19 protein-coding genes are annotated in these 25,954 nt (G+C 42.1%); 9 read left to right on the top strand and 10 right to left on the bottom strand.

What is annotated here, in order from left to right; translation table 11 throughout:
• Positions 1-18: 18 nt before the first annotated feature.
• Positions 19-294: a hypothetical protein gene (locus tag ACR5KR_RS05800; RefSeq protein ID WP_448265799.1), complete on the bottom strand. Its 276-nt coding sequence runs from the start codon at positions 292-294 to the stop codon at positions 19-21.
• Between the two features lie 42 nt (positions 295-336).
• Between ACR5KR_RS05800 and ACR5KR_RS05805 the strand changes: the two genes are divergently transcribed.
• From ACR5KR_RS05805 to ACR5KR_RS05835, 7 genes are all read left to right on the top strand, one after another.
• Complete coding sequence (locus tag ACR5KR_RS05805) at positions 337-1,839, top strand: NarK family nitrate/nitrite MFS transporter (protein ID WP_448265800.1); 1,503 nt, start codon at positions 337-339, stop codon at positions 1,837-1,839.
• Positions 1,840-2,087: 248 nt separating this feature from the next.
• Positions 2,088-4,316, top strand: a complete 2,229-nt coding sequence (locus tag ACR5KR_RS05810) for a molybdopterin oxidoreductase family protein (RefSeq protein ID WP_448265801.1) — start codon at positions 2,088-2,090, stop codon at positions 4,314-4,316.
• A gap of 292 nt (positions 4,317-4,608) precedes the next feature.
• Complete coding sequence (locus ACR5KR_RS05815) at positions 4,609-5,067, top strand: phosphate-starvation-inducible PsiE family protein (protein WP_445627374.1); 459 nt, start codon at positions 4,609-4,611, stop codon at positions 5,065-5,067.
• Between the two features lie 127 nt (positions 5,068-5,194).
• Positions 5,195-5,644 carry a nitrate reductase associated protein gene (locus tag ACR5KR_RS05820; RefSeq protein ID WP_445627373.1) on the top strand — a complete coding sequence of 150 codons (450 nt, stop codon included), beginning with the start codon at positions 5,195-5,197 and terminating at the stop codon, positions 5,642-5,644.
• Positions 5,645-5,861: 217 nt separating this feature from the next.
• Positions 5,862-6,464 (top strand): DJ-1/PfpI family protein, encoded by a 603-nt coding sequence (locus ACR5KR_RS05825; protein WP_445627372.1) that lies wholly within the window; start codon positions 5,862-5,864, stop codon positions 6,462-6,464.
• A 187-nt stretch (positions 6,465-6,651) separates the two neighbouring features.
• The gene (locus ACR5KR_RS05830) at positions 6,652-6,777 is read left to right on the top strand and encodes a hypothetical protein (protein WP_335002856.1); all 126 of its coding nucleotides are present in this window, start codon (positions 6,652-6,654) and stop codon (positions 6,775-6,777) included.
• Positions 6,778-6,900: 123 nt separating this feature from the next.
• Positions 6,901-8,283, top strand: a complete 1,383-nt coding sequence (locus ACR5KR_RS05835; protein ID WP_445627371.1) for a PrsW family glutamic-type intramembrane protease — start codon at positions 6,901-6,903, stop codon at positions 8,281-8,283.
• 312 nt (positions 8,284-8,595) lie between these two features.
• Here the strand turns inward: ACR5KR_RS05835 and ACR5KR_RS05840 are convergent, their stop codons facing one another.
• From ACR5KR_RS05840 to ndhM, 4 genes are all read right to left on the bottom strand, one after another.
• A complete protein-coding gene (locus tag ACR5KR_RS05840) occupies positions 8,596-9,243 on the bottom strand; it encodes a hypothetical protein (RefSeq protein ID WP_448265802.1) in 648 nt (215 codons plus the stop codon).
• Between the two features lie 147 nt (positions 9,244-9,390).
• Positions 9,391-10,965, bottom strand: coding sequence for a CHAT domain-containing protein (locus tag ACR5KR_RS05845; protein ID WP_445627369.1), 1,575 nt, complete (start codon positions 10,963-10,965; stop codon positions 9,391-9,393).
• A gap of 330 nt (positions 10,966-11,295) precedes the next feature.
• Complete coding sequence (locus ACR5KR_RS05850) at positions 11,296-13,557, bottom strand: protein phosphatase 2C domain-containing protein (protein WP_445627368.1); 2,262 nt, start codon at positions 13,555-13,557, stop codon at positions 11,296-11,298.
• Between the two features lie 544 nt (positions 13,558-14,101).
• Positions 14,102-14,461: an NAD(P)H-quinone oxidoreductase subunit M gene (gene ndhM, locus ACR5KR_RS05855; RefSeq protein WP_445627367.1), complete on the bottom strand. Its 360-nt coding sequence runs from the start codon at positions 14,459-14,461 to the stop codon at positions 14,102-14,104.
• Between the two features lie 866 nt (positions 14,462-15,327).
• Between ndhM and ACR5KR_RS05860 the strand changes: the two genes are divergently transcribed.
• Positions 15,328-15,612, top strand: a complete 285-nt coding sequence (locus ACR5KR_RS05860) for an Npun_R1517 family heterocyst differentiation transcriptional regulator (protein ID WP_094350942.1) — start codon at positions 15,328-15,330, stop codon at positions 15,610-15,612.
• 754 nt (positions 15,613-16,366) lie between these two features.
• Here ACR5KR_RS05860 and ACR5KR_RS05865 read toward each other — a convergent pair.
• The 4 genes from ACR5KR_RS05865 to ctpB form a co-directional block, all read right to left on the bottom strand.
• On the bottom strand, positions 16,367-17,062 hold the full coding sequence (locus ACR5KR_RS05865) for a response regulator transcription factor (RefSeq protein WP_445627366.1): 696 nt from the start codon (positions 17,060-17,062) through the stop codon (positions 16,367-16,369).
• Positions 17,063-17,762: 700 nt separating this feature from the next.
• A complete protein-coding gene (locus ACR5KR_RS05870) occupies positions 17,763-19,748 on the bottom strand; it encodes an EAL domain-containing protein (protein WP_445627365.1) in 1,986 nt (661 codons plus the stop codon).
• Between the two features lie 573 nt (positions 19,749-20,321).
• The gene (locus tag ACR5KR_RS05875) at positions 20,322-21,311 is read right to left on the bottom strand and encodes a glycosyltransferase (RefSeq protein ID WP_448265803.1); all 990 of its coding nucleotides are present in this window, start codon (positions 21,309-21,311) and stop codon (positions 20,322-20,324) included.
• Positions 21,312-21,459: 148 nt separating this feature from the next.
• Entirely contained in the window at positions 21,460-22,800 is a 1,341-nt protein-coding gene (ctpB, locus tag ACR5KR_RS05880) for a carboxyl-terminal processing protease CtpB (RefSeq protein WP_445627363.1), read from the bottom strand.
• A 312-nt stretch (positions 22,801-23,112) separates the two neighbouring features.
• Between ctpB and ACR5KR_RS05885 the strand changes: the two genes are divergently transcribed.
• Positions 23,113-23,811, top strand: a complete 699-nt coding sequence (locus ACR5KR_RS05885; RefSeq protein ID WP_445627362.1) for a YdcF family protein — start codon at positions 23,113-23,115, stop codon at positions 23,809-23,811.
• Positions 23,812-24,273: 462 nt separating this feature from the next.
• Here ACR5KR_RS05885 and ACR5KR_RS05890 read toward each other — a convergent pair whose 3' ends face one another.
• Complete coding sequence (locus ACR5KR_RS05890; RefSeq protein ID WP_448265804.1) at positions 24,274-25,476, bottom strand: 3-dehydroquinate synthase; 1,203 nt, start codon at positions 25,474-25,476, stop codon at positions 24,274-24,276.
• Between the last annotated feature and the right edge of the window lie 478 nt (positions 25,477-25,954).

Consider the following 25,954-nt stretch of genomic DNA (forward strand, 5'->3'; position numbering starts at 1 on the left):
CGAAGTATTGGTCATTGGTTAAAACTCAGATTTTGACCTTAAAGGCGCAACTTCCGAGTTCAAAGGTGCAACTTCCGAGTTCAAAGGTGCAACTTCCGAGATAAAAGGTGCAACTTCCGAGTTCAAAGGCGCAACTTCCGAGTTCAAAGGTGCAACTTCCGAGATAAAAGGTGCAACTTCCGAGTTCAAAGGCGCAACTTCCAAGATAAAAGGTGCAACTTCCGAGTTCAAAGCCGCAACTTCCGAGATAAAAGCCGCAACTTCCGAGCTCAAAGCCGCAACTTCCGAGTTCAAAGGCTCATCTTTTCCGTATTTTATTCAATTAGAAAGATTGCAATGCTTAAAAACTTATTTTCATTTAGCGATCGCTACCGCATCTTACATCAGACTTGGTTTGCTTTCTTTCTGACTTTTGTTTGTTGGTTTAACTTTGCCCCCTTCGCTACAACCATTGGCAGAGAACTACATTTAGCACCAGAACAAATCAAAACTTTGGGTATCTGTAACCTTGCTCTTACAATTCCCGCACGCCTAATTATTGGGATGCTTCTGGATCGTTTTGGCCCCAGAATCACCTACTCAATGCTGCTGATGTTTGCGGCTGTTCCTTGTTTAGCGACGGCGCTAGCGCAAGACTTTAATCAACTAGTCATTAGCCGTTTGCTGATGGGAATTGTCGGATCTGGATTCGTTGTGGGTATCCGTATGGTGTCCGAATGGTTCCAGCCGAAGGAGATGGGAATTGCTCAAGGTATTTATGGCGGTTGGGGTAACTTTGGGGCTTTTGGCGCAGAATTTGCTTTACCGATACTTGCAGTCTCTACGAGCTTTTTCGCTGGTGGTGCTTCTAACTGGCGATTTGCGATCGCATTTACAGGGATTATTGCAGCTATCTACGGCGTAATTTATTACAACAACGTCCAAGATACGCCTACAGGTAAAATTTACAAAAAACCTAAGAAAAATGGTTCTCTAGAAGTGACCAGTGTTAAAAGCTTCTGGGCGATGATTGTCTCGAATTTTGGTTTAATTTTCGCCTTGGGTTTATTGGCTTGGCGTTTGGAACAAAAGAACATTCACTTCCTAACTTTGAACCAAATGTATTTGATTTGGTTACTATTAGCAGGATTATTTGCTTACCAAAGTTACAAAGCTTGGGAAGTAAACCGAGAACTTTTAATTGGCAAGAAAACTTACGCTCCATCCGAACGCTTCCAATTTGGTCAAGTAGCCTTACTCGAATTCACTTATATAACTAACTTTGGTAGCGAACTGGCAGCCGTTTCTATGCTTCCAGCATTCTTTGAAAAAACCTTTGCTTTAGAACATGTTGTCGCTGGGATGATTGCTGCTACCTATCCATTCTTAAATTTGATTTCTCGTCCTAGTGGTGGCTTAATTTCTGATAAATTTAACTCCCGAAAATGGACAATGACAATTATCAGCGCTGGCATTGGTGTTAGTTATTTGATGGCACATTTTATTAATAGTAACTGGCCGATTCCGGTAGCGATCGCAGTGACAATGATTGCCGCTTACTTTGCCCAAGCTGGCTGCGGTGCAACCTACAGCATCGTCCCCCTAATTAAAAAAGAAGCCACTGGACAAATTGCCGGGAATGTGGGAGCTTACGGTAATTTTGGCGGCGTAGTTTACCTGACCATTTTCAGCTTAACCGACGCTCCCACATTATTTTCCACAATGGGTTTAGCTGCACTAGTCTGTGCTTTCATGTGTGCCTTCTTCCTCAAAGAACCAAAAGGTTCCTTTGCTCCTGCATTTGAAGGTGAATTACCAGAAACCGCAACGAAAAACCCTATCTTCTTAACTGAAGAATAATCAACTCAAGGATGAAGTAGAAAATTCACTATCAAATCTGAATTAGGAACTTTACACTTCATCCTTCCATAACAATCCTAATTCATGAAAATCTCCTTTTTTTCCCTCTGCGCTCTCTGCGTCTTCTTTCCGAGACGCCAAGGACACAAAGGAATAAGAGTTTCAAACAGTTTTTGCCTAAACAAATTTCTCAAACTGCCGCTACATCTGAGGTTGCACAATCAAAATAACAAAATGGTACAACTGCCATGAGTGAATTTACCAAAACTCTCTGCCCCTACTGTGGTGTTGGCTGTGGTTTAGAAGTTTCACCCCCAGCCCAACTTGGCAAAGCAACTAATCGAGATAGTCAAGGAAATCCGACTTGGCGGGTGCGGGGTGATAAAGCCCATCCATCCAGTCAGGGTATGGTTTGCGTCAAAGGTGCAACGATCGCAGAATCTTTAGATAAAAATAGATTACATTACCCAATGGTGCGAGACTCCTTAGAGCGAGAGTTTCGCCGCGTTAGCTGGGATGAAGCTTTCGATCTGATCGCCAAACGCATTCAAACCGTGCGTTTCACTCAAGGGCCAGAAGCCTTATGTATGTATGGTTCCGGTCAGTTTCAAACTGAGGATTACTACATAGCCCAGAAACTTATGAAAGGCTGTCTGGGTACTAATAATTTTGATGCCAACTCTCGCTTATGTATGTCTAGTGCTGTGGCTGGGTACATTCAAAGCTTTGGTTCAGATGGGCCCCCATGCTGTTACGATGACTTGGAGTTAACCGACTGTGCATTTTTAATTGGTACTAATACGGCTGAATGTCACCCCATCGTTTTCAATCGACTGGAGAAATATCACAAAAAGAACCGCAAAGTCAAAATGATTGTGGTCGATCCCCGTCGCACACCAACCGCAGAAGCCGCTGATTTACATTTAGCCATTCGTCCCGGTACAGATATCGACTTGTTGAACGGCATTGCCCACTTGTTGATGGGCTGGAACTATATTGATACGATGTTCATGGACGACTGCACCAGCAACTTTCCGGCTTATGCTGAGGTGATTCGCCACTATCCGCCAGAAGTGGTAGCTCGTCAATGTGGAATCAGTATTGAAGATTTAGAAACAGCAGCACGTTACTGGGGTAAATCTGAGCGGGTACTATCTTTGTGGTCAATGGGTGTAAATCAATCCTCAGAAGGGACGGCTAAGGTTAGAACGATTATTAACCTGCACCTGATGACTGGACAGATTGGCAAACCTGGAGCTGGCCCTTTTTCCCTTACTGGTCAACCGAACGCGATGGGAGGACGGGAAGCCGGAGGTTTGGCGCATTTATTACCGGGTTATCGAGTAGTGAAAAATCCCCAGCACCGTGCAGAAGTTGAAGAGTTTTGGGGACTCAAGCCAGGACAAATTTCACCCAATCCCGGTTTGACTGCTTGGGACATGATTACTGGGTTGGAAAATGGCGCTGTCGGATTACTGTGGATTGCAGCTACTAATCCCGCTGTGAGTATGCCAGATTTAGAGCGGACTAAAAAGGCATTGTTGCGATCGCCTTTCACTATTTACCAAGACGCATATTATCCCACAGAAACTTCTGCCTACGCTCACGTTCTACTACCAGCAGCTCAGTGGGGTGAAAAAACTGGCGTGATGACAAACTCCGAACGGACGGTAACTCTGTGTCAAGCATTTCGCCAACCACCAAGAGAAGCTAAAGCCGATTGGGAAATTTTTGCCGAAGTTGGACGGAGATTAGGTTTTGAGAAAGAATTTGCCTTTGCTAACTCTGCTGATGTTTATGCTGAGTTTGTCAAACTAACTAAAAATCGCCCCTGCGATATGACAGGTGTCAGTCACCCGCAATTACAAGCAAAAGGGCCGACTCAATGGCCTCACCCAGAAAAAAGTTATGAATTAGAATCTTCTGACTCTTGTACAGACGCGATTAATCGCGTCTCTACTCCTAACTCCAAACGCCTCTACACCAATCTCCGCTTCCACACCCCTGACGGACGCGCTCGATTTGGGGCATATTACTCCAAGGGATTGGCGGAACCACCAGACCCAAATTATCCGTTTGTACTAACTACTGGAAGACTTTACGGACATTGGCATACGCAGACACGCACTGGTCGAATTGAAAAAATTTGCAAAATGCATCCCGAACCGTTTATCGAAATTCATCCCCGTGATGCGGCTCGGTTAGGTATTGCCGATAGTATGAATGTGGAAGTGCGATCGCGTCGTGGTAAAGCGAAGTTTCCTGCTAAAGTCACAAAAACGATCGCACCTGGTACAGTTTTTGTCCCTATGCACTGGGGTTCGCTGTGGGCAGATAATGCCGAAGCCAACGCCCTCACCCATCCAGAATCTTGCCCCGATTCGCTACAACCAGAATTAAAAGCCTGTGCTGTGCAGTTGATACCAATTTCGGTGGAAGTTCCCATCAAAGATTATCAACTCCAGTCCTCACAATAGTAAGCTGCAAAGTGTAGCTCAGAAGTGGTAATTCATAACCAGCAACAGGTAATTTCGTCAATAATCAATAGTCAATAGTTATTATCATTTTTTATAACTCTCTAATTTTGACTGTTACCAATTACTATATCTAAAGAGGTAAATTTTTAGTAACAAGGGATTTTACTAGAGTTTATTTTCGCTATGGATAAAGAATAAAAAAGCATAGAAACTTACAAAAAATTGTCAATTTTTTTCAATCCTTTAGATTTATCTATGGGATTTTATTTTATTTGAGAATTGGGTGCAGCAGATGAAAAAGCTAATGAGGCGAATTCTAAGAGCTACCACAGATGAGAACTTCATGCACATTATTGAAAATATAGAAGTGCTAGTTTCTAAAGTTCTATCTATTTTTATGGTGGTCGTAATTTTGGTAACGATCGGAGATTTAGGAATTTTTATTTTTAAAGAGTTATTTACAGTTCCTTATGGACAATTTAACTCCACTTTGTATAAAATTTTTGGTTTATTTTTAAATATTTTAATTGCTTTAGAAATATTAGAAAATATTACCGCCTATCTCCGACGACATGTTTTTCAGGTTGAATTAGTGATTGTCACTTCTTTAATAGCTGTTGCCAGAAAAATTATTATTCTTGACTTAGAAAAAGTTCCAGGAATTGATATAATTGGCTTAGGTATAGCTATTCTTGCTTTATCAATTAGTTATTTAATAATTCGTCTCAGTAATTCCAAAGATCCAAGCTAAATAAAATGCGTAACAAACTATAGTGGTTCTCAATTGTATGGAATACAGACCACTTTTAAAGTACAGCAATTTTGGGTTTGTTAAGCAACAGGATCAATTATTAATTTTGAATTCGGAGCGAAGCGACGTGACAGATTTCTTTCAATTTGAAGCAGACTTTGTTGATTCTCTGCGTTGCATCCCTATGCAGGTGCGTTGTAAATTAGATACCTGTGGTATCAAGCTAAAATTGTCTGATTGGAATCAAATGACGACAGGTGAACGGCAAGCTTTAGTGGAATTACCTTGCACTACAGAAACAGAAATTCAGTCTTACCGCGAGCATATCGAGCAATTAATCATACAACGCACAGGTGTACCAGCGACAAAATTGCCCATTGAGCCTCATCCTGCATGGCTAGATGCCACTGTACCAGCTAGGGTTCAAGAAAAAGCTCAAGAAATAGGTGTAACCCTGACACAGCAACATTGGGCAGCTTTAACACCCTTACAGCGTTTTGCTTTGATTAAACTCAGCCAGCCAGGACATGAAAACAAAAATTTTCCGAGAGCGATCGCAGAATTTAATCTGCTTTAATTTACCATTCGATCGCGATCGTTGAATTATCGTCGTGTTCCTAGAAGATGTATTAATTTTTGTTAAGTTGCCACTCTGAAATGATACATGACAGCACAGTGATTGATGTTAGGTATCAAAAACTCGTACATAAACTAACGCCGAAAAAAGCTGACTCTAAATTAATATTTACTTTATAAACAACTATTGATGACTAATAGGTGAGGGTAACAAATATATGGCCGCAAAGAAACTTTTGATGCTTGTTGGCGACTATGTAGAAGACTATGAAGTGATGGTTCCTTTCCAGACATTGCAAGTGGTGGGACACACTGTCCATGCAGTTTGCCCCGATAAAAAAGCTGGCGATCGGGTGCGGACAGCAGTTCATGACTTTGAAGGAGACCAGACTTACAGCGAAAAACCCGGACACAATTTTACTTTAAACGCAACGTTTGCAGAAGTAGAAGCCACAACCTACGATGCCTTAGTCATTCCTGGAGGAAGGGCACCAGAATATCTCCGCCTCAATCAGCAGGTGCTAGAAATCACCCGTCACTTTGCCCAAGCCAATAAACCGATTGCTGCCATTTGCCACGCCTTGCAGTTATTAGCAGCTGCTGATGTACTGCAAGGCAAGAGATGTACTGGCTACCCTGCTTGTAGCCCAGATATCAAGAGTGCTGGAGGAATCTATGTTGATATCCCTGTCGATCGGGCAATAGTTGATGGTAACTTAGTGACAGCACCAGCTTGGCCTGCTCACCCACATTGGCTAGCAGAATTCCTCACAGTACTTGGAACTAAGATTGAACACCCAGAATTGACTACAGTTGTTTGAGACAAGATACTATAAATCTTTTGGTTCACTTCATAACAGTTTCTTTCCCTACTCCCTACTCCAAAAGAGCTTTGGCAAAAACAACTGACAACAGACGACTAAAAATTATATATTTTTGAAATGGAACTAAATGCAGTAAAAAATACTATTTTTTAATAAATTGCAGTGGGTTTAATTTGCAGCTACGATGTCAAAAGTACAGCATCGAGACAATCTGATTGAGCCGCCGAACAAGCCAGTTTTAGGGCAAACTCTCAGCAGATGGAATACTTCTTTACATGAGGTGAAACAATTTGAAATCTTGCACCAATAATTTTAAATTTCTTAGCAAGAAGTGAAGCTATAGTGGATTTAGCAATGCTGCTGCTAATGTGGCTAAGGTTAGTCCTGCTGCCAAATTATGTGAAGAATTAGTTTAGAAACGCACTTCTTATCGATGACAGGCAAAAACGCAAGACATAATGCATTTCTGCGGCTAGTGTCTGGTAATGGGGCAGCTTTGGGAGCAGAATCTCGCTACTCGCTGCCCCCCAGTAAAGAGATGGTAATTGGACGCGACCCCAGCTGCCAAGTTGTCTTGGATGCCATGATGTACCGAATGGTATCTCGTCGTCATGCAGTGGTTCGTCCCCTCTCTCTATCCCCAGATAGCAAATTTAGCTGGGTGCTTTGTGACTTGAATAGTGCTAATGGCACTTATTTGAATGGACAACGCTTATATGAATGTCAGGAATTGCACCCAGGCGATCGCATTTCTCTAGGTGCTGATGGGCCGCAATACATTTTTGAATACGAGTATACCTCACTGACTCCGGCGACGACAGTGAACCAAGTTACACCACTGCCTTCGGCGACGGACTACCACAACCACACACAATTAAAGCAGCCAGATTCTGTTAGCTTCACCCAGCTTTTTCCAATTATTTCCACGGGTAAAGATTTAACTACTAAAGCTTACCTCGTACCGGGAATACTGACCGTAATTTTTGTGGTACTGATGTTCGCTACAGTCGGTCGCCCACAAGCTAATCAAGTGATTGTCGCAAGTTATATCGCCTTCGCTGCCTACTATTTTGTTTACCAACTTTGCGGCAAACAAAAGCCTTGGTGGGTGCTAATGGCTACGTCATTGGGTACAATCCTGATTTTGCTCAGTCCCCTGTTGGATCTATTTATTTTCGTATTTCGCGGCATTTTACCTGGAAGCTTGCCCACACCCCAAGAATCTATCACCTTCACAGAGTTACTGGTGCGGATGTTTTTTGGCGCTGGGTTGATGGAGGAATTACTCAAGGCATTACCTGTACTAGGGGCTTTTGCCATCGGTAGAATGTTGTCTTCACCTTGGCGAGAACGTATCGGCATTTGGGAACCTCTAGATGGTATCCTCTTGGGTACGGCTTCTGCTGTTGGTTTTACTCTCTTGGAAACCCTCGGTCAGTATGTGCCTGATATCACTCAAAATGTCACGCAACAGGTGGGTATAGGGGCTGCCGGTCAACTGGCAGGTTTACAACTGCTAATTCCGCGAATTTTAGGCTCTGTAGCCGGACACATGGCTTATAGTGGCTATTTGGGTTATTTTATCGGGTTGGCTGTCCTCAAACCTAGTAGAAGTTGGCAAATTCTATCTATTGGTTATCTGAGTGCTTCGGCGCTCCACGCTCTCTGGAATGCTACAGGGTCAATCAATGCCTTACTATTGGTAGTTGTTGGAGTGTTATCTTACGCCTTTTTGATGGCGGCAATTCTCAAGGCACGGGCGCTGTCACCAACGCGATCGCAAAATTTTGCTACCCGTTTTCTTGGCCCAAAGTAGGGGGAGCAGGGAGCAGGGGGCAGGGGGAGATGGGGAAGATGGAGGAGAACAACCAATGCTTGAGTATCTACCTCTTGGGATAGATGGCCTCATTTGAAAATCAGCGTACTGTTAATTTATTCTGGGGTAAATATACCTATAAAAATAAAAATCATTAAACTTCTTGCAAAAAGTCTTGATTTTCGACTCGATATCCTTGCGTAAGGGAAACCAACATCTTTGCAAAAAACACCTCTGAATCGAGTGAACGCAAAGCGCGGGTTACACGAACACAATGCAGAATGAAAACTTTTCCTACTCCCTATTCCCCATTCATAGTTCTGGCTGAGACTTGTTAAGTTCAGTAAAAGCATAAGAAGCGATCGCTAAACTAACTTTTGCTTTATCTACTTCTGATAAAGCGGTCCACTCGCTATTTTGAAGACTACCGAGTGCAGATGCCACATTTTGCGATTCCCTACTTCGCATAGCGTAAGCAAAAGGACGAGCCAAAACGATCAGATCCTCTGTTCCCCAAGCTGGTAGTACTGTCTGAACGCACTCAACCAGTTGCTCGCTGATTAATTGGCGAGCGGCAAATATCTCAGCAGCTTTGGTGGCGATGGTGTTGAGCAATATTTGAGGGACACAGGCAGAAAAATTTGTACGTAATGTTTCTTGAAGGTTAAACACTACTGCCTGTTGTAGGTTATTATTGCGTTCAGGTGTCGGAGTAATGCTAGACCAAAGTGTATCTAGATGTCCGTAAAAATCTTGCGATCGCCTCATTAGTTCAACACCCTGCAAATCTTCCATTCCGAACTGTTGTTCTAGTTCTTGAAAATAAGCTTCTGATTCTTCATCACATGGATTCCAGGGATAGTTAGCATCCTCTGGTTCTAGTAACGCTTCTAATAACTCTAAATCTACTTGAGATGGCAAAGATGAGAAAGTGTCTGAGCCGTTAATTTTGTGAGCCATATTTTCTTCCCTCATGATTATTTGGTGGTATTGACAGCTACAAGTTCTAAGAAGAGATTTCCGCAAAAACTGTTGATTTTTTCTCCAAAAAAAACAGATTTTAAAAGTTAATGCTAAAGGCTCAAATTCATTTATGCAATAGCTTTGCTAGGAGTCTTCAATCACAAACTCCCAGGTTTCACCTCTAGCACTTCCAAACTTTAACTGCATCCCCGATTTCAAAGGGACTTCCTCTCGGAGGATTTGTTGCCAGCCATTAGGGCCTAAAAACCAGGTTGTCCCGTAGGTGGAAAAATCTTGCAAGTAATAAGTTCGCATTAGTGTAGCATCTGTAAGAGTGTTGCGGCAGAAGATTTCGGCGTGGCGTTTGGATACAGATGGTTCGGGAATGACAATATCATTATCTTTCGTGCGGCCGATGCGGGTAACTCCATAACGCAGTAACCAGGTTTTACCTTTTGGAGTCAGCGATCGTAAACTGGCAATCGGAAGCGAGGAACCGACATCAGGAATGGCTGTATCTGGAAGTTCAGTAATACCTTCATCCAGATTCTTAATGAGTTCGCCATTAAAATCTGGATGCAGGTAGAGAACAGGCAAAGTCCAAGCAGGTTGATTAAATTTATACAGTGTTAACAACTCTTGCCTAGCCTGTGCTACGGCTTCATCAATTGGCTTGTGCGATCGCAAAGCTTCGGTAAAGGCCTGAATAAAACTGTGGCTTTCGTGGTCAGCGATTTCATCGCGCATCCCCAAAACCGCAGGCACACCATGACGAATCAATACTTCTGCTAAACTGCTGGCAGGGATAGCTTGACGATCGATCGCAGCTGGTTGTGCGCCCCAACAGGCGTTGAAAACTGCTAGTTTCACACCTGTACGAGTCAATACTTGCGCCAATTCTATGCCATTGAGGGGCATATCTGGTCGCAAAAACAGTAACCCTCCGTCTGGGTCTGGCAAACCATGTCCAGCGTAAAAGAAAACATTGTATTCTTTGGTTTCTAATTCATCAATCAACTGTTGTGGAGTTGGTTGAATGAGTTGATTCACTACACAAGGTGCATATCTTTGGGAATTACCAGGCGTATCTGCAAGAGCTTGCTGTAAGATAGCCGCTTCTTGTTCTAGTTGCAGCTTGTCATCATGGCCTAAAACCAGCAGAATACTCAAAGCTTGGTCAGTTCGCAAATACGGCAAAGCGTCAACTTCTGTGGTGGTGCGACTAAATAGCAAATCTTGGGAGAGAGACATCGCCGATTGACCAGGTTCACGCTGCATAATTTCCCAAGGGAAAGCGATCAGATCCGGGTCGCGAATTTCTAGTCGAAAGCGCAAACGTGTATGCTGACCCATAGCAATACCGCGGCTGCGTTCTAGACTACCAAGAATTTGCCCGTCGAATACCCAGCGCCATAAATTCATTCCCAAGTATTGCATCAGACGACTGCTGTAGGGGCCAGTAGGTTGACCTGAAGGAGGTGAAATCCAATCTATGGGGAATGGATTGCTCTTTTGAGATGTTGAGTTAGGGGAAATATCTAGGCGGCCATGACCAGCAAACATCTGCTGCCATTCTTGCCAGACTTGGGTAAGTTCAACAGGCCATACACAGTCACGTAAAACGTAGCCACTGGGATACGGAGCCTTGACCACCCAAATGGCGAAGTTGTCAGTGCCAGTATTTACGAGACGGGCGATCGCCAAATTCAGGGATGGCATGGATTCATTAAACTAAAAGCTAAAAAAAATAATTTCAAGAGAAGAAAACAGATACGCCAGAATTCAGAATTCAGAATAAATGAGTAGGGGATTTAAACCCGACATTAATTGTGTTGCACCAAATTAGAGAGATGGTAAGGGTTTTGAACTCGGTTATTCATCCATCAGTAGTACATAATTCATTCTGAATTCTGACGACTGACGCCTTTATTCTGTTTTGATAACAATTCTCCAAGGTGAAAATTTTCTATTTTTTTGACCTTGTAAGTTTTTTACTGTGATTGTTACCTGTTATTATTCCAGGTTTTTACCAGTTTATCGAGTATTTGATTAAGTTGGACTGGTGTCAGGTGGTTCGGTAACTGGCGGTTGCGTCACAGTTCTACATGGATTTGGTGCATCTGATTGTAAAACAACACCAAAACGGTTGACTTGGGAGGAGTTTAGCAATACTGTTGCTGGCAAAGGTTTTGAATTTGGGGGAACTGAGGTAGTTACAGCTGGGTTATTAGGATTAGCTGGAGTTTGGGTACTTTTATTGGCACAGACTCGCATAGACACCAAAAAACTGCCAGAAGCAGGATTTGGATTTGATTTTTTCTCAATAACTTCTAAAAAAGTCCCACGGGGGAGTGATTGGTTGTTTCCCAAGGATATGTCATTATTGGTTTTAATTACCCAACCAGGAGAAAGATTAGCTAGCGATCGCGGCGGTGCGGGTGTCGTTTCAATGCTAGGATTTTGAGTTTGTAAGGGATTGGAAAAAATTGGAGAGGTTCCTCGCAGTTGCTTGACGAACAATCCTAAAAAACCTGCTGCTACCACAAATATTAATGGAACTATCCACTGTAGGGGAAATTGACGAGTTTTAGCCTGTTCAGTGTCTGGGATCACCTGAGTTTTGTGGTTTGGGCTGCCTAAAAGTGTCGCATCTGTCGCCCTGGATGCTAAATCAACAGTTTTGGCAGAATAGCTCTGGGGAATCACTGCTTGGATGGTGATTTCTGGTTCCCAATATTGGACTTGATAGTGAACTAAAGCGACGGTAACATTATCGTGTCCATTTTTAGTATTAGCAATTTCGACTAATCGATCGGCAACAGTTGCTATATTTGCTTCCCCAGCTAAAATCGGCAAAATTTCTGTTTCCCAGTACTCCTCTACCCGATCGAAGTCACTCAAACCATCGGATGTGAGCAGAAAAACAGCATCTTCATCGAGCATAAATCTTCCCGATGTGGGATGCAATGAAGTGCTAGAACCCATCCCCAAAGCTTGAACCAGAGATCCAGCCGCACTCTGTTGTACTGCCTCGCGGTAAATGGCATAACCTAGTCGGACTTCACGGGAGGCGACATCATCATCAAGGGTAACTTGATAACAGCCGTGGCGTGTAATCCAGTAAGCACGACTATCGCCGACGTGGGTAATATACATTTCATGAGCAACAGGCAATGCCATGACTAAAGTTGTGCCCATACGTTGACGCCCTTGGCGATTTTCACCGTCATTGCGCTGACTGATTTTGTCATTGGCCATTGCCACTGCCTTATCTAGGTCATTCAGCAGTAGTGAAGGGTCTATGTGGTCGTAGGGAACCTTTGTTAGTTGTTGTACCTGCTGCTGGATAGTTTCAATGGCTAAATTTGAGGCGACATTGCCGCCCTCGTGTCCGCCGATGCCATCACAGACAATTGCTAAGGCTGTTGGCTGGGGTGGTTTGCTCACTAGAGTTCCACTGGGAGGGCTACAGGCATCTTCGTTACGTTGACGACTTGGCCCGGTGTCGGTTTTGGTGATAATTTGGATCGTGGGTGTTTGCGATCGCCCTAACCCAGCCAGTCCCCGATCTAAAACTCCGATTAATTGATCGGTTGAATTAATCTCTCCCTGAATTAAAGCAAGGCTAACGCGATCGACAAATTCCGCGATCGCTGGTTTGGCTGTGCTAACCAACTGCTGCCAAAATTCACCTAATTGCGGCAATTCTGGTGATATAGCGCCATCAAAACGCAATTCCAACAACCGGACTAACGATCCTTCTACCCGTAATACATAAGAGTCAAGTAAGCTAGAAGCGACACCTTCACTTACTAAAGGTTGCCACAGATGAGCTATTTGCCACAACCAATTTAGTTGGCGCATTGATGTTGCATTACGCCAAGCGGTGGTTAACTCGCTGCCTAAATGCACTTGTTGGATAGTATCATCTACTAATAGTGGCGGTTTTTCTAAGAGTAATATTTCTCGGTGGGAAGACCCGTCAGCAACAAAAAGCACTCCATATACCTGCGGTACGTGTAAACGGTAGGGAATCAGTCTCAGGTACGCTTTTAGAGGCTGCAAATTGTCTAACTCAGGCGTTAGCGCTAATAAACCAGGCTTCGTATCTAAAAGAACAAATTTATCAAGGATCAAATAGCGATCGGCTAATATTTCTCCAGGGCTACCCACACTTGGGCTATCTACCACAGCCCAGAGATAATTTTTGGGTAGGGGCGTAGAACATCGCTGGCAAAACTTGTGAGTCAGGGGGTTGGCAGCCTGACAATTTTCGTTTGGACAGTAGAGCGTTGCCGCGTCATTTTCCATAGTTTTCGCACCGATCAGCGATTGGCAGTTTCTTTAATAGCATTAGTAGGGACAATCTAGACCGCTCATCTTTCTTAAACTTGACATACCCAGACTTTAGATGATGATTTTAGCTGGCGGATATCAGCAGGTGCTAATACAAAACTTATCCAAAAAATACGCTCCTAACTCAACCCTACAGCCTAATCATAGCTTCTATTGCCCTGTGACTCTCCATCGCCAAAGCAACTAACTCCAACCCTGTCACCACAGCATAACCCAAGCATAACTGCACGATTTGCTTTTGCTAAATTACCCCATCATCAACAGGCAGATAATATTGGTATTTATTTAGTTTATAAGTAGGATAGCAAGAATTAACTTTAATTTAAGAATAAAGAATAGCAAATATTAATTTTGGCAAAAGTACCCGATCAATGCATTCAATAGTGCTGAGTGTTGAGTTTTGAGTTATTCTCCCCTCTACCCCACTCAGCACTCAAAACTCGGAACTCAGCACTCTTTTTACACAAGGGTTCAGGCAGCCTGCTACCAACTCATTGGCTTATTGCTTGTCGTCAATGGCAACTTGAGGGATTCCCATGCTGTAATTAGTAACACGGCCAGAAAGATTGTAGCTGATTTCGCCGAGTTGCAGAAGCGATCGCAGATAATGCTCTAAATCTGACCCTACACGGCGCAAGTTATAGTCTGTGAGGTCTGCGCCACTAGATGCTTCTACTAGTTCATCAAATTTTCGATAAATTTTTTGCAGTGCATCTTCATTCCAATTAAATTCGTTATCTGGGTCAACATCTAAGGTTAAGACTTGTTGACTAGGAACTAGATCGCCATCCCGGTCAATTTCACCTGCAAAAATGCGGATATGCCGGGTTGTGGACTTGAGCAGCATCGGGTTATCCATAAAAAGGTGTAAGATTTGCGTGAATTACACTGAAATTATTGTAGACGTTATATCCAAGCTTGAATGCTCTCAATTTAAAAGCTTTGAATGCTGTTTTCAAAGGGTACATTGAATGGTCATAAGTAAAAATATCACCTTTACTGATGAGTTTGCTACTACTGTTATGAGTTGAAGATATATTTAACTGCTAGTACTGACAGTAGTTGAATTATTTTTCTGTAAAAATTAATTGGTAGAGTATTTTCATTTAGTCTAGAAATCTGACTTACTGCTAAGATTTTTAGACTCAATCAATCCCAAATGGCGGTAAAACAAGGTACTCAGCAAGAATAATTCGATCTGTGTGCTTTTTTTATGGAGAACAAAAGTTTTGACATTAATAATTATGCCGAGCAATTTATCCTGAATTTTCTATTGCAAAAAACGTACATCAAGTAATTTCACGCAATAGCGCTACATCGACCGCTGGCTGTAATAAATTCCAAAATTTTCAGCGGTTTTACTTACGTATAAACACTAAAATTTGAGTAACAAGTCAAACTATTATTGACGTTCAGATAAAGTTGATGTAAAAACCTTTAAAAAGGTTGAACAACTTCTTACAGAAACTTTATTGTGTAGAATCTTAAAAACTGAATAATAGTTATGGTTTACCATAAGCTACATCTGGCACAGAAACCTTAAAATCTAGACACTGAAAATCTAGCTTGAAAATACACCACAGGAGAGTGAAATGGAATACAAAGGTGATTGATGAAGAAAAATTCTTAATTCAAGCACTTTGGATTCAAAAGAGATATAAAGAATTTTGCTGGACATCTATCTCCTTACCCTCATGACAACCAAGTAAAGGAATCTCAATAGTTATGAACTCCAAAGCATTACCACGCCAGATAAATAATCTTGAAGTAGGTGTTTATGAGTGTGAAATACATCTCAAATTTCGGTTGATTGAGGAAAAGAGTCTATTGAGCGATCGCGAACAACTCTTACAGGTGCTACTTGATGCTTTAACCGAAGGTTCTGATGACTTTCTAGAAACGCTACAAGCGTCCGTTAAAGCCCAAGAAGTATCTGAGTTTAAAGCCTCGCCTCAAATGCGCCGTCAGCTAATGCGCTTGCGTAATGTCGCGGAAAATTCTCCAACCTAAAGGTGTAATTTAAGTAGTGAAAAACGTGAATTGGGCATCAAATCAAATGTTGATCCCATACCCCCGTTGCCATAAAAACTAAGCAGTCAGTAGATTTCATCAAATATTTTGATTTCTACCTTGTAAAAGTCTTATTTAGCAACAGAAAGTCCCAGGAACAGTTTCCGCTATTAAAAACTTTGTAGCAAAGAATACTGGTAGAATCTGAAAGCAAATTCAGCCGGGTGCATTTTACCGAGTTTTTATCAAAACATTGCAGAATAATAAAACCCTGTGTCTTTACAGATGGGGAATTAGACAACAGGCGCAAATCAAATGAAAACCTAAAAGATAAAAGTAAAAATAATAACCTTTCTTTTAGCTTTTTGCTTAAGCTAAGTGCCTGATTTGCTAAAAGACTTATGTTTTATCTATTACTGGTAATAGGTCACGGTTTAGCAGCCAGTTACCTATTACCGATTACCCAGGAGTAGGAGAGAAATCAATTCAAAATTCAAAACTTGTACTGAGCTTGTCGAAGTATTCAAAATTCAAAATTAAACAACTTCTGCCTCCTGCCTCCTCTTTCCCAATGACCAATGACCAATACAACTCTTAGAGAGGCTGCGCCAACGACTATGCGGTAGTTGAATCTCGACTTCGCTCGATTACCGCGCAGTCGAAACTCAGTACAAGTGACCAATGACAAATACAACTCTTAGAGAGGCTGCGCCAACGACTTCGTTCAGTACAAGTGACAAATGACCAATAATGCCTATTTAGCAAGACCGTGTTCTAGAGCAAAACGAACTAACTCTGTACGGCTATTGGTACCGGTTTTACTAAATAAACGGCTGACGTATTTTTCTACATTGCGGACGCTGGTTTCTAAGCGACGGGCGATTTCTTTGTTCATTAACCCTTCTGCGACCAAATTTAAAACACTTTGTTCTCTGGGAGTCAAATCAATTTTAAAAGGGGCTGGCGATTGGGAAATAGCATTTCTTTGAGTTAACAATGCTTTAATTTGGGAAATCTGATTGGCTAGTTCTGCAAGATCGGGGGTTTCAGCGTCATCTCCCGAACTCGCAGCCTTAGCGGCGCGACGGGCTAGCAAATTTTCGACTATAGCCACTAACTCGTCTGGATCGAAGGGTTTGGGTAGATAGGCATCAACACCAGCGTGATAGCCTTGAATGCGATCGCCTGTCATACCTTTAGCAGTTAAAAATACTACTGGGAGTGCTTGGAAACGCGGGTCTTCCCGTAATTGCTTCAGGAACTGATAGCCATCCACTTGAGGCATCATCACATCAGAAATCACTAAATCAGGTGTATTCAGCTGCATCCATTCCCAAGCTTCAACGGCGTTACTGGCGACTTGAACGCTGAAACCGCTCTCTTGCAAATAGTCTTTCACGGCTTCCCGTATCCCTGGTTCATCATCCACCAGTAACAATTGTGCTGACATTTAAAATTCCCTTGAGTTTTCCTTTTTCCAATTTAGCGAAAGTTGGTAGGCATTGAGCAACTTGAATTCACCTCTACCGCCTCAAAAGCTTTTAAAGTTCACATCTGTGCCTCCATCAACTCTGTTGCTGCATTAACGATTGTGCCTTCATCGGGACGGGGTGGCCGCAAAGTTTTTCAACATTTCCCTATAGCAAGATCCCAACAGTTGATGGTTTCATGTTGGCTACCACTAAGGAAACGTGAGTTCGATGAACTTCTCCCACAGGTCTAGGACTTACGCACTGTACAAAAGAAGCATCTTGTGTATTAACGTAAATAGGTCGTTTTAGGCTTTTGAAGGGCGCTTTTGATTGCTGGCGTAGGCGCAGCCCGCCGCAGGCATCGCCAAAATATGATTGAAAAACCTAGCCAGAAGCCTTGAAAACGATACCTGTTATTTTCGCTTTTCTGTCAATGCGTAAGTCCTAAGGCCAAGGGAGGAGCAACGAGAAATTAGGGTTTTGGCTTTCCTCTGGGTGTCCAAGAGGGGTTGGGGGAAAGGTCAAAAAAGGGCTTGTCGAACTCACGTTAAGGAAAGTTGGCTCGTCTTGAATCAAACTAAGAGACCATATAGTAAGGCAGTCTTCAGTAGCTATGATTCATGATTGCTATGAGAATAAAAACAGCGTTCTTATCAATTACGAATTTGTTAATAACCCTTACCATTGAGGATTTTCCATAATTAATGCTTCTGCTGCCGAGCTATTTAACGGAACTGAGAAAAAATGTCCCTGGGCATATTGACAGTTTAACTTTCTTAGAAGTAATAGTTGCTCTTTTGTCTCTACACCTTCGGCAAGCACATCCACACCTAGCTTGTGTGCCAAAGTGACAATTATCTCAATAATTTCTAAATTCTTACTACTAGTGCCCATTAGGCTGATGAAAGAACGGTCAATTTTCAACACACTAATCGGAAAGTTATAAAGACCACCTAATGAAGAGTAGCCTGTACCAAAGTCATCAATTGATAACTCAATGCCCATCTCTCGAAGTTGTAAAATTGCGGTAGTTACTCGATCGCCATTTTCCACAATTGCCTTTTCAGTAATCTCTAGGATTAGAGCGCCAGCATCAAGGCCAGTTGAGTGCAAAATTTGTCCAATCTGCTCTATCAAATCCGGCTGAGAAAATTGCTTGACGGAGAGATTAACACTAATTTTCTCTAGTAATTTAGAATGATGACATACCCGCCAAACTTGCATCTGGCGGCAAGCTTCATGCAAAGCCCATTTGCCAATGGAGAAAATTAGTCCAGTTTCCTCTGCTAGGGAAATAAAATCTGCTGGATTCAGTAGACCACGCTCTGGGTGCTGCCAGCGCAATAGAGCCTCAAAACCTAAAATAGAGCCACTAGCGAGCGAAACAATCGGTTGATAATAAACCCGAAATTCTTCGCGTTCAATTGCTCGCCGCAAATCAGTCTCTAACTGCAATCTCGCTAGAGCATCAGCATACATATCTGAGTTGAATAGCTCATAACGCGCTCTGCCTATCATCTTGGCTCGATACATTGCTGTATCTGCATCCCTCAACAGTTCTTCTGGGTGTTGATAGTCTACTGTCGAACTCAACGCGATGCCAATACTTGCCGTAATGAAGACTTCTTGTCCGTCAAGTTCAAAGGGTAATGCCAGTTCCTTCTGAATCCGTTCAGCTACTTTGATGGCGTCTGACACATCCTGGATTCCCTCAAGCAGGATTGTAAATTCGTCTCCTCCAAGCCGTGCCGCTGTATCTATGGAGCGTACACATATTTGTAGTCTACTTGCAATAGCAAGCAGCAATTGGTCTCCATTTAGGTGTCCAAGGCTGTCATTGATCACCTTAAACCGATCTAGGTCGATAAATAGCACAGCATATAGATAATCAGAATGCCGTTTTGAATAATTTATCGCATGTTTTAGGCGGTTCATAAATGCAACGCGGTTTGCCAGACCCGTCAGTGTATCGTGAAAAGCAAGGTGCAGTAGTTGTGACTCGACTCTTTTACGTTCTGTAATTTCATTTAGCAATTTCTGATTTGCTTTTACCAGTTCCGCTGTCCGTTCCGCCACCCGTATTTCTAACTCACTGTAAGCTCGGTACAACATTTCTTCAGCTTGTTGGCGTTCACTAATGTTGCACAATAGCCAACGCCAGCCAAGGTGCTTCTTCTCAAGGTCGTATACTACAGACGCTTTCACATTAGCAGGGAAAGGCTTTCCTTTCCGTGGCTCTAGGTGAATTTCCCAGTTCCGTATCTCTTGCAAATTGTTTATTTGAGAGTTAAAGGACTGGCGGTCTTGTTGAGCAATAAAAAGAATTAATGGTTTACCTACTAAATATTTTTGTTGCACACCGAGCAAAGCTGCTGCTACATGGTTAGCCTCTTGGATTATCCCGTTGGTATCAGTTACCAAGTAACCATCTGGAGCAAACTCGAACAAGTCTTGGTAACGCTGGCGCTCTTTCTCTACTGCTGCTCGTGTTACCTTTAACTCTTCGGAAGCTGTCAATAATTCTTCCATTGCGGTGTTAAGTTCCTCGAAAGCCTCTGTTATCATCTCCTGTTGTGAATTCAGCTTAGTTCCATAGTATTTTAATAGTTCCTGTATCTGTGAGCACAATTTATCTATCTGTCGATCGAATCCATCCACTTTCATGTTGCTCAACTCACAAAACTATAAAGCGTAACTGTGAATGAAGAAAGCAGTGGAAGCAAACCTCATGCTTTTTTCAAGACTTCAGACGCTATTGAGCAGGCAAGGAGAGAAGGTTACTTGAAAGAGCGGACACTCTATAAATATTAAAGAAGTTGGTTTTTTGATTTACTAATTTATCTTTCAATAATCACGAAGCAATCAAATTGGTGTAGCTTCAATCAAATTTTAGCCCTATTTAGTGCCAACCAAAGTGCTGAGTGGCAACAAGCCCTACCTACTGAAATTTTTATTTTATTAAATATAAAGTACTAAAGTTCAAAGATTAATAACAGCATATTTGCTTTACCTACTTTTGAAAATACTTCTTAAGATACATTCGCTTTTGTGAGCTAAAGAAAGTATAAGGTTCTCAGTCAATGCTTCTAGATTGACAAGAACGTTTTTGCTTAGGTGTTACTGAATTTAGGTATGAAAATGATTTTGCGTAATTTCAAAACCTTTGTAGAGACTAGCAATTGCAACGTTTCTATACCAAGATTTACACATCTAAATCAGCAACACCCTTTTTCTTCATTACAGTCGAGCAATTATCTTGGCATTCTCTGGTAGCTTGGCGTCTCTTTGCCCAGCAGTACGCGCCCTAGCTGTGAATAAACCAATGGGGGTAGTTAATAAATCTACAAGAGTGGCTTGACTAGCAATCGCTGGGGCGGGCTTCGCCAAAGCTTTTTTAATATCTCTTGGTACTTCCTTCAATAACCAACGTGCCAAGCGATAGCCGTATTCTCTGGGTGTCATCTCTCGCATTAAATCTACACCGTACAGTTCGTGCAGATAGCGATTTGAACGTCCATAACGCCGCCATTGACTTTGCAGTTCTTGAAGTGTAGCGCGATGGCGGTGTTGAACGATCGCATTTGGGGCAAATTCCAAACGCCCGATGTTTTCCTCCAAAATCCGCCAACAAATATCAGCATCACCACCAGTAGTTAGATAGGGACGAAATAAACCCACTTTTTCAAAGGCAATGCGTCGAATCGCCAAATTAGCTGTTTGACCATAAGGACGAAAGGAATGGTTGAGAGTATGCTTTTGCGATAAAGTTTCTTGACGGTCTGCGTGTTGTTCTAGCAAAGTTGTGCCTGGTAGTGCCAAAATTTCACCAGCAACAATTACTACTTCTGGGTTGACAAAAGGCTGAATTAGTGTGTCTAACCATTGCGGTTGTGGGCGACAATCTGCATCAGTAAAAACCATAATTTCACCCGTAGCGGCGCGAATCCCAGTATTACGAGCAGCGTAAGAGCTTTGAATTTGGGTTTCGCTCAACGGGTGAATGGTAATTGGGCAATTTTCGGCAGATGTTTTCAGGATGGTGAGAGTGCGATCGCTACTGTTGTTGTCCACCAACAAGTATTCTACCCGGTCTTTTGGGTAAGTTTGAGACAACAGACAATTGATTAACTCTGGTAAATCTGCCTCACCGTTATAAATAGGAACAACCACCGACACCATTGGTAAAAAGCTAATGGCGGTGGTTGCATCAACTGGCTGATGATTCATAAATCTAAGATTTTGGAGATCGGATTAATAGCTAGTATTCCCAAACCAAAATCCTGGAACGGCATATCAAGCAGTTTTCATAACTCCAAAAATCTGGATTTGGGAATACTACTATATAAACACCTGGCAACAAATCATTCGCATCAATTTAAAATTTCAAGTTATCGGCGCGGCTCATAGGTCGAGTCGGTTGATTTGCTGGCGGTTGGGCAAAGTTGTTATTTGATAGAATTGCGATCGCGCGAGCATATTGGGGATCGCTCTTAGTTCCGATTAAATTGGGATTAGAAGCCAATTGACGCTCTTGTGCCTCTGTCAAGTCTAGCTTGATATCTGGTGTAATTCCTTTATGGTTAATATCCGTTCCTGCTGGGGTGTAGTAATGAGCAATGGTGACAGCCAAGCCGGAACCATCTGCGAGTTCATGAACTGACTGAACTAAGGCTTTGCCAAAGGTTTGACCCCCCACGACTACCGCCCGTTTATTATCCTTGAGTGCCCCTGTAAGGATTTCACTAGCACTAGCTGAATTGCCATCCACTAAGACTGCCAAAGGACGATTTGTTAGAGCAGTGCGATTGGCTTTAGTTTCTTCGCTGCTGCCTACACGGTCTATTGTCTTGACAATTCCGCCGTTGTCATACCACATCCGAGCAATTTCAATGCTTGCCTGCAACAAACCGCCAGGATTTCCCCGCAAATCCAAGACATAAGAATCAACTTTCTTAGTGTTCAAATCGCGGATGGCTCGTTGCATTTGGTCTGCGGCGTGGGCGCTAAATTCCCGCAAACGGATATAGCCAACGCGGCGATTCCCTTCTTGCTTGAGGGTATAGCGTACCGTTGGGACTTCAATACTTGCCCTTGTCAGCTTCAAATCAAAGGCATTTTGGCCTGTGCGTCCCAATCGTAGCTTAATCGGAGTACCCGCTTTGCCACGGATAAGCTTAGAAGCATCATCCACCGTCATTTTGAGAGTGGATTTGCCATCAATTGCCAAAATTTGATCGCCTGCTTTGATTCCAGCTTTCAGCGCCGGAGAATTTTCTATGGCTTCGACAACGGTGAGCTGCTGAGTTTTTTCGTTCACTTCCATCCGAATGCCGATACCAGAGACTTCCCCAGATGTTTGGCTAGTTAGAGCTTCAAATTGTTGGGGGTCCATGAACCGAGTGTAAGGATCTCCCAATTTTTGTAAAGCTTCGCGGATGGCAGTGTATGCTTCTTCCTTAGAAGAGTAATCTTTGCTCAACAGGCTTTGCCTGGTTGCTTGCCAATCTTGTTGATTAAATTTGCCATCAACATATTCATGATTTACCAGTTGCCAAACTTGGTCAACTATCACTTTTGGGCTGTCTTGTAGGGCTAGAGCAGCACGGACACCACGAGTCCAAGCAGGACCGAACACGGATATGGTAGCAGTTGTGGCGATCGCTCCACCAATCAAGGCTACTTGGAGCGGTGAGTAACTTTTCGCAGATTGGTTCATGTATACTTAGCTGGAATAATTGTGTTGTTGACAGTTTAGCAATCAGGCTTTCCAGAAATTTTTAAGTTTTTATACCCCAGAATCAACTATGGTTCTTCATCATTTTTATCCTCAAATGATGCCCAAAATGCCGCATTAGTTATTAACAATCATTTCTCAGTTTGTTAGTCTACTCCGGAAGGCTATACTGAGCGTGTGACACTTTTATTAGCGTCATCTTTGCATTCTAGAATACTTTTATAAGATAGCACTTTGCTCACTGAATTGCAGTACTGTTATACAGCAATAAAAGCAGTTTTTCTTACTTAAGTCATGAAACGCAAATTTACCAACAAATCATTAATTTCTATTAAAAAAAAATCTGCTAATCTGTGGCAATTGTTACAAAAACTCAGTGGTGGATTGTATGTTGTCCTGGGTGTTTGGCTGATTTTTACTACTATAACCTTAGTTTTTGCTTCTTCGCAGCCGATAGATGCCTTCTTTGTGCTAGGTGGCAGTATTCGTCGAGAAACTTATGTTGCCCAACTAGCAAAACAATACCCACAAACCCCAATTTTAATTTCTCATGGTTCCCCAGATCCCTGTATACGGTTAATTTTTGAGGCGGAATTAGCAGAGTTACAAAACGTTTGGTTAGAAAACTGTGCGAATTCTACCTTTGAAAATTTTTATTATGGTATTCCAATTTTGCGCCGTTGGGGAGTGCATAAAGTCATGTTGATTACCTCGCCAAGTCATTTACCCAGAGCTAAATGGATGGCACAGGTTCTTTTTGGCGCTCATGGTATTTGGTTAGAGCCAGAAATTGTTCAAGAATTGGGTGTTCCTGGTAATCGGGAATCCTGGACTAAAACTGGATTAGATGTAACGCGCAGCCTATTTTGGGCGATTTTAAGTCAAATTATTCAACCGCAATGCTCAAATGTGACAAAACTTACTGATGTAGATATGCAAGCTTGGGAGCATCGAGGTTTTCATTGCGAACACCAAGGAGGGTTGAGGAGATAAGGGAGAGGATTTATCAGAGGACTATAATGCGACTCAGTTTTTGGTAGCATGATAACCGTGTCATCATGCTAATTATGATTCGTATCATTTAAGGATCGAGGAACCGAAGATATTTTTGATGGCAATAGACCTCTTGGCATTTGTGCTTTTTGCACTCTTGGGGGAAAAGGTTGCTTGTGAATCAAAAGCGAGGTATTACACCTAGTACGGCAATAAGGTTATCAAAATTTTTCGGAAATAGCTCAGAGTTTTGGTTAAACGTCCAACAAACTTGGAAACTTTACCACGTTCTTAAGGAAGAAGAAGAGGAACTAAAAAGTATTTTGCAATTTGGAACCACGAAGTAGCGATCGGTATATTTGCATAAAATAATCGCAATTGGGCAAAGGTGAAGAAAATCTTACTCTCCACCTCCGGGCTTGTTGTTAAACATCGCTTCTGCTAATTGCATCTAATAGATAATCAATGCAAAAGTTCCCAATCTTGCAGCATCAAAATAGCATCTCTATACAAAGATAAATCCGCCTGGTTAACTTCTATTCCCTCTCCGATTCCTTGGAGAAGGGTAATTGTCAATTTTCCTCCCAAATGTTCGCGGAATTCCGTAAGTCCCCTAAATAGACAATGCGGATGATCTAGTCGATCTAACTGCTCTGTCAATGCCGATACGTACAAAGTAAAGCCTAATTTTTTGAGTGTAGTTAAAACCCTTTGCCACTCTGATTGCAAAAGTTGCCCTGTTAAATATGAATAGGTTGTATCTAAAGCGATGCCGATCGCAACAGCTTCACCATGACGTAGGCTGTAATTAGTTAAATGCTCTAATTTGTGAGCAGCCCAGTGTCCAAAGTCTAAAGGACGCGATGAACCCATTTCAAAGGGATCGCCACTACCAGCAATATGCTCTAAGTGCAACTGAGAACAACGATAGATTAACCTTTCCATTATGTCCATGTCTCGATTAGCCAATTTATCGGCATTAGTCATAATGAAATCGAAGAAATCTGCATCTTTAATCAGCGCTACTTTTACCGCTTCTGCAATACCCGATCGCCAATCTCGATCGTCGAGGCTAGTAAGAAAATCAAAGTCATTCAAGACAGCATAAGGTGGCATGAATGTACCCAAAAAGTTTTTCTTACCGAAGGCGTTGATTCCGTTCTTTACTCCTACACCCGAATCATTTTGCCCTAATACTGTTGTCGGTACTCGTAGTAGCCGAATTCCTCGGTGAGCTGTTGTTGCTGCGTATCCTGCCATGTCTAGGACGGCTCCACCTCCAATTGCTAAAACGTAAGAGTGACGGCACAATCCAGCTGCATCGATCTGCTGATGAATTTGCTCTATAAATCTAGAATCGTTTTTGACTGCTTCTCCACCGGGAACTACTATCGGCTCACCGCTCAGTGTTAATACATCTTCATAACATTGGGCATAGGCTGATAATTTTTTTAACAGCCCATCTTGATACTGTAAAAAGCCTCCATCTACCACAGCTAGCACTTGTTTCGGGGTTGTCTCTCCATCTGCGGCGATCGCTTGTGCAAGTAAAGGATTATCTAATTCAAATAAACCTCTAGTGAAGTGAACATCATAATTGAAGGTAACACGGACACATTGGTTAATTGGTTGTAGACTAAGAGCGCTTTTTTGTTGAATAGCCATTTGAATATTATTACTTTTTAGGTAACTTTAAATAGATAGAATATTGCAATTCAATTAAAATTAACAATAATATCAACAGGATAACTCGATCGCGTCATCACGATTTACATGAAATACTAAATAAATTTATTTATTAAATTAGTCATACTTTGGAAGTATTTCATTTAGTAGATAAATTTTAAAATAACATGAATTTAAATTTATATTAATATTTCTATTTTATATCTGAGGTTAGTAATGCGGATCGTTATTACATAAAATTCTAATTTTTTTCCGTAAGATAATTTGAGAATTTATCTAATCAAAATGGTATCTTTACAGTATCTTCTTTAAAGTCAGGAGATTTTTATAGATTCAGTGAAGTTACGATCCCAGTTAAGATATTATCTAACTGCTTCAAACCCAAAAAATCGAGTTTAGTGCTATATTTTATACTTGGTTGTCACAAAGAAGTTGGACAACTTATCCTAAATTTCTC

This window comes from Nostoc sp. DSM 114159 (genome assembly GCF_053470285.1).